Genomic DNA, 5330 nt, shown 5'->3' on the forward strand with positions numbered 1-5330 from the left:
GCCGGCAACGGCGTAGCCGTCGAAATAGTTCTCCACGTCGGCCAGGGTGGTGTGGCGCTCCACCAGCCAGCGGGTCAGCCCGCGCATGTCCTGGGCCAGCACCGCGTCGTCGAAGTCGTGGTGCTGCGGGAACAGCGCGCGCTTGCGCAGCAGCGAGCTGCGCCACTTCTTCATGAAGTACCAGTGGTAGAACGGCGACCCGGACTCCAGCGTGCGCATCACCGCCGACGGGTCGATGGCCGGGCAGACGGCCGCCGCATGCACCAGCGGCAGGCCGGCCGCAGGCGCCGACAGCGCCAGGCGCAGCGCAAAGTTGCCGCCCAGCGAATACCCCGCGGCCACCATGGGCCGCGCCGGGCACCGGCGCGACACTTCCAGCGCCGCCTGCACCACTTCCGACAGCCGGCACGAGTGGAACAGGCCCTCGTTGAGGTGGTGGGTGTCACCGTGGTCGCGGAAATTGAGCCGGAACACCTCGAACCCGCTGGCCAGCAGGTTCGCGGCGGTATGGCGCATGTAGCTCGATTCGCTGCTGCCTTCCCAGCCGTGCAGCAGCAGCGCCAGCCCCCGCGCCTCCGGGCCGGGCACGTGGCTGTGGAAGCCCTGCAGCCTCACGCCATCCTCGACCTCGATGATGTGTTCCACCGTGACCGCGCCCAGGCGCTGCAGCGCGCGCTGGCCGGTGGCCCGGCGCAACGGCATCGAACTGAGCACCGACTGCACGTGCGGGTTGCGAAGCCAGCGCGGGGGGCGGTATTCACCCGGCATGGTTCAGCCCGCCATCGCCGCGATGATGCGCTCGCGGCAGGTCTCGGCCATGCGGCGGCGACCGTCCTCGCTCGACGCCACCGGCTCGAGGAAGTGCACTTCGGCCATGCGGCCCGGCTCACCCAGCAGGCGCAGGAAGTTCTGCAGGAAATTTTCGTTTGCGCCGAAGGCCACGATGGTCTGGGCGTCGCCGCGCAGGCCGTACTTGAGCGCCACCGGCTGCGCCGGCACGCCGGCCAGCACGGCCGGCTGGAAAATGCGCGCGTGGAAGGTGCCGATGGCGTCCCCGCGCGTGGTCTTGCCCTCGGGAAACACGCCCACGGCCAATCCCTCGGCCAAGCGCTCGACCATCGCGTGCATCACGCCGTGCAGCGAGTCGTTGTTGCCGCGGTGGTGGTAGATGGTGCCGCCGCGGCTGGCCACCCAGCCCACCAGCGGCCAGCGCGAAATCTCGGCCTTGGCCACGAAGCCCATCATGCGCTGGCTGTGTACCAGCACGATGTCGATCCAGCTGACGTGGTTGGCCACGAACAGCGCCGCGCCCGGCAGCGGCGTGCCGTAACGGCGCACCCGGAAGCCGAAGATGGCCATCAGGGTGCCCGACCACCAGCGGATGACGAGGTGGTCCAGGCGCTCACCGCGCATCTCGATGCGGGCCGACAGCGGGTTGATCATCAGCAGCGTGAACGGCAGGCCCAGCACCAGGTGCAGGGCCAGCAGCGGCGTACGCCAGAGGTAGCGCAGCGGGCGCCGCCAGTCGCGCGGCAAGCCGGCGGTTTCAGTGTGTGCGGACATGGCCGGCATTGTGCCGCAGCCAAGCCGAGTAAACACCCGACGCGGGAGTATCGTCGCCGTCAGCGGCCGACCACGGCCGCGGTCATGCGCGAAATGCAGGCCAGCCGGCCCTTCGCGTCTTCGATGCGGATTTCCCAGACCTGGGTGGCGCGACCCAGGTGGATGGGCCGCGCGGTGCCGGTCACCACACCTTCGGTAACGGCGCGCAGGTGGTTGGCGTTGATCTCGATGCCCGCCGCCTGCTGCTGGGCGCCCGGCTCCAGGCACAGGTAGCCGGCCAGGCTGGCCAGCGTTTCGGCCAGCAGCACCGACGAGCCGCCGTGCAGCAGCCCGAAGGGCTGCACGGTGCGGCGATCCACGGGCATGGTGCCGCGCAGGAAGTCGGAGCCGACTTCGGTGATGGTGATGCCCAGGCTTTCGCCGGCGGTGCCGGCGAGCAGCTGGGTCAGCGCCTCGGGAGAGGGACGCTGCCGGAACGGGTCGCTCACTGAAGGATCAGCGGACGCGCATCGGGCCCGGGCGGTAGGAGCTGGTGTAGCCGCGGCGGGCATAACCCGAGCTGGCGCCGTAGCCGCTGCCCGATTCACGGTTGCGGCGCTGGTGCATCCGGTCCACCAGTTCGTCGCGGCGCGCTTCAAGCCAGTCGGCGCGACCCACGGTGGCCGGATCGATACCGCGGCGGTCGGCGCCGCTCTGGCGGTAGTCGCAGAACTCTTCGTAGGCTTCGATCTCGAAGGTCAGCTCCTTGACGCACATCTCGATCGCGATCGCGTCGTCGAAGTAGCCCAGCACCGGCACGCTGTCCGGGATTACGTCCTTGGGATCGGCGAAGTACACCAGGGCCGACAGCACGCGCTGGCGGTCTGCCTCGGGCAGGTGCCAGCCCTCGTCGGTGGCCATCGCGATCAGCGCGTCCAGCCGGTCCAGGCGGTCGGCGATGAAGTCGGGCACTTCGACCTTGCCGGCGTCCACCAGCAGCGCCGAAGCGGCCGCGATGATTTCTTCCGTGGTCTTGCTGCCGGCCGAGGCGCGGGCGGCTTCAAGGGCCTGGGTGAAGTGCGTGAGGTCGCGGTCGGAGAGTTCGAAGCTGATCGACAAGGGCATGCGAGTGGGTCCGGCAGTGGTTTGCGAAGACGGCCAGCCTAGGCTGGGGCCGGTGCGGCGTCAATCAAAGCACGACGGGCCGGCGCCCGGGCCGGCCGCCGCGTCACAGGATCGGCACCAGCCCGGCGCCAAAGGCGGTGAGGATGCGGGTGTAGACGGTCTTGAGCGGCAGGTCCACTTCCGGGAACGCGCCCACGTCCTCATGGCAGGTGAAGAAGCCCGGCTGCCCCGGCTCGATCGGGTTGCAGCCGGGCTTGAGCTCGTAGCTGGTGGCGTAGGGGAAGGGCCACAGGTCGAAGATCGGCAGCTTTTCGGACAGTTTGCCCAGGCTGTAGTTGAGCCCCGACAGCACCGGCGGCTTTTCCTGGGCGGCGATCAGCCACGAATTGCCGGGCTTCATGTCCTGGCGGATGCTGGCCGACAGCGCCACCGCGAACTCCGCGTCGTGCACCACCAGCATGGACTCGGTGTTGTAGTGGTCCGACCGCGGGTCGAAGTTGTGGGTACCGACCACGGCTATCCGGTCGTCCACCACCAGCGACTTGGCGTGAAGGCCCACCCGCACCCCCGCGCTCTTGAGGGGCACCGGGCCGCTGGCCGAGCCGCGCGAACCGGAACCGAACATCGGCAGCGACGCCGCACGCACGTCCCCGAAGGCGCCCGTGGCGGCCAGGTTGATGGGCGAGCTGGCCGGGTAAGGCTTGTATTCGTGGATGCGGAAGCCCAGCTCGCGCAGGTAAAGCCGCTTGTACTTGTGGCTCATCGCGTAAACCGGGAAAGCGTCGGTGGCGGCCAGCGAGTTGGTGGACACCAGGATGACCGGGCGGTCCTCCCGGGCACGCAGCTCGCGGAACAGCTGGCGCGCCGGGCGCGACAGCACCAGGTAGGGCGTCTGCATGACCAGCTCATTGCGGGTACCCGCCACCAGGTCGCGCATGGCCACCGAGGCGTCTTCTTCCGGCGGCTGTTCGCCGTGCTTTTCCGGCAGGTCCGCGTAGAACTCCACCCGGCCCACGGCCTGCAGCAGCGGCTCCAGGCGCCGGAACACCGCATTGCCATCGCCCGCCTCGGCCCGCATGGCCCGCACCCGCAGCGAGCGCTCGGCGCCCGGGGCCAGCAGGGGGTTGTCCGGCACGCCCTGGGCATTGATCAGCCGCTGCGCCACGTCGCCCAGCCGCTCGGTGGGCCGCGTGCGCTCGTAGTCCCAGAACGCCTCGAAGTTGGCGGCCATGGCGCGGGTGACCGGTCCGGTGACCAGGATGTCGCGGTCGCGATAGTTGTAGCCCTCGGCCCAGTCGAAGTAGCGGTCCTGGACATTGCGGCCGCCGGTGATGCCGGCCTGCCCGTCCACCAGCAGCAGCTTGCTGTGCATGCGCTGGTTGAACTGGGTGAAACAGCACAGGATGCCGGCCGCGTACTGCAGGGCGCTGGTCCTGGCATCGTCGAAGGTGGGGTTGTACAGGCGCAGCTCGAAATTCCGGTGCTGGCCGGCCAGGGTGGCCTGCAGGTCGGGGTCGGGCAGGCCGTAAAGCTGGTCCAGCAGCACGCGCACCTTCACGCCGCGCCGCGCCGCGGCCAGCAGTTCGTCCAGGATAAGCGCGCCGCTGACGTCGGCATCGAAGATGAAGCTCTGCAGCTCGATGGTGCGGCGCGCCGCCCGGATCAGGTGCACGCGAGCCAGCAGCGCATCCTGGCCGCGCTCAAGCAGGGCGACGTAGTGCCGCGGCGCACCGGGCGCGGAATCGGTGGCGGCATGGATGCCCAGCGACAGCAGCGGTGACGCCACGGCGCAGTCCACCCCCTGTTCACAGCCCACCACGTTGCTTTGTCCGGCGTGCGCCAGATCCACGGCGGTTTGCTGGTCGCGCTTGGACAGCGTCGAGCAGCCCGTCATCGCCAGCAGGGCGGCGGCGGTGAGACAAAAACGCAGGAAAGGAGTCATCAAGTGGGGTTCACGCACGGGAGCACCTGAGGAAGGTAGCGCCTGGCGGGGCTTCGAGGCTGAACGGATCCCCCCAGCGGTCGTTTCCAGCCGCAGCTTCACCCCGCGTCAGCCTTGAGCAGCCGCACCCGGAAATCGAAGCTCACTTCGTCGCGCAGCCACATGCGCTGGCTGGTCATGCCGAAGCTGCGCCGGCTGACGACGCCCAGCACGCGGATGTCGCAGCCGTGCCCCGGCTTCTGGCAGGGGCTCGGCGCCAGGATGAAGGTGACCGCACGATTGCGTCCGCGCAGCTCCAGCTGGCCCTTGAGCTTGCCGCCGCTGGCCAACAGCGCCCGCTCGAACGGCCGGGAGGTGAAGCCGATCTCGGGATGGTTGTCGACGTCCAGGAAGCTCTTCGAACGCGTATTGCGCAGCATCCAGCCGGGGCCATCGAGCGCCAGGTCGCGGGCGTCCACGCGCACCTGCACGCGCCAGCGGCCGTCCGGTTCGGGTTCGAGTTCACCTTCGATCCGGCGGAAGTGCCCGGGCACGTCGCCCGACAGGCGCAGCTTCACGCCGAAGCTGGCGGAGGAGCGTGCCGGATCGAAACTTTCGCGGGTCGGGGTGGCCATGGCCATGACCACCAGTCCGGCCAGGCACAGTGCGCCAAGCCAGGACCGGATCATTAAGTCACGGCCACCAGAAGGCGGCCAGCCCGGCGGTGCCGGGGACGAGGGGG

Annotated in this window: 6 protein-coding genes; all 6 read right to left on the bottom strand. The window is 69.6% G+C overall.

The window, feature by feature from the left end; translation table 11 throughout:
* Positions 1-768: alpha/beta fold hydrolase (locus K0M70_RS04055; RefSeq protein ID WP_290779612.1), on the bottom strand; the 768-nt coding region annotated here is incomplete at its 3' end.
* 3 nt (positions 769-771) lie between these two features.
* Positions 772-1563: a lysophospholipid acyltransferase family protein gene (locus tag K0M70_RS04060; protein WP_290779614.1), complete on the bottom strand. Its 792-nt coding sequence runs from the start codon at positions 1561-1563 to the stop codon at positions 772-774.
* A 59-nt stretch (positions 1564-1622) separates the two neighbouring features.
* Positions 1623-2012, bottom strand: a complete 390-nt coding sequence (locus K0M70_RS04065; RefSeq protein ID WP_290779625.1) for a hotdog fold thioesterase — start codon at positions 2010-2012, stop codon at positions 1623-1625.
* A gap of 46 nt (positions 2013-2058) precedes the next feature.
* On the bottom strand, positions 2059-2667 hold the full coding sequence (locus K0M70_RS04070) for a YkvA family protein (RefSeq protein WP_290779616.1): 609 nt from the start codon (positions 2665-2667) through the stop codon (positions 2059-2061).
* A gap of 103 nt (positions 2668-2770) precedes the next feature.
* Complete coding sequence (locus K0M70_RS04075) at positions 2771-4609, bottom strand: phospholipase D family protein (RefSeq protein ID WP_290779619.1); 1839 nt, start codon at positions 4607-4609, stop codon at positions 2771-2773.
* Positions 4610-4707: 98 nt separating this feature from the next.
* Positions 4708-5229: a YceI family protein gene (locus tag K0M70_RS04080; protein WP_290779622.1), complete on the bottom strand. Its 522-nt coding sequence runs from the start codon at positions 5227-5229 to the stop codon at positions 4708-4710.
* Between the last annotated feature and the right edge of the window lie 101 nt (positions 5230-5330).

Origin of the sequence: Arenimonas sp. (assembly GCF_019459675.1) — a bacterium.
In the GTDB taxonomy this organism is placed as follows: Bacteria; Pseudomonadota; Gammaproteobacteria; order Xanthomonadales; family Xanthomonadaceae; genus Arenimonas.